The 470-nt window shown below is 32.5% G+C and carries 1 protein-coding gene; it reads left to right on the forward strand.

The window, feature by feature from the left end; genetic code table 11:
* The coding region (locus EZV73_RS28430) for an IS200/IS605 family accessory protein TnpB-related protein (RefSeq protein WP_240843938.1) at nucleotides 1–470 on the forward strand (470 nt) is incomplete at both ends.

Raw genomic sequence — 470 nt, forward strand, 5'->3', positions numbered from 1 at the left:
CAAATTGCTGAACTTCAAAGTAAACATATGAAGATTGTAGGAAGTGATGATTTTAAGGCAACAAATCGCATGAATAAGGTTTTGGATACTAGAAGAGGCTTTGTAGATTATTATACTCATAAAGCAAGTAAAATGGTCATTGATATCGCMAATRACCATCAAGTAGGTACTATCGTTATAGGTGATTTCAAAGGCATAAAGAAAGAGAACAAGATCAAGTATTTTGTTCAAATTCCACATACGCGTCTAATCAATCAGATTAARTATAAAGCTGCAAAACATGGCATAAAAGTAGTAATGATGAATGAAGCTTACACTTCATCAGTGTCAGCAGTAGACTTAGAAAWGGTTGAGAAAGAAGCAGCTGATAAATCAAGACGTGTYTTTAGAGGAATCTTTAYAACAACAAAAGGGATAATAAACTCAGATATCAATGGTAGTTTGAATATCCTAAGAAAGTATTTAGGTCA

This window comes from Acidaminobacter sp. JC074, from assembly GCF_022496765.1.
In the GTDB taxonomy this organism is placed as follows: domain Bacteria; phylum Bacillota; class Clostridia; order Peptostreptococcales; family Acidaminobacteraceae; genus JABXKX01.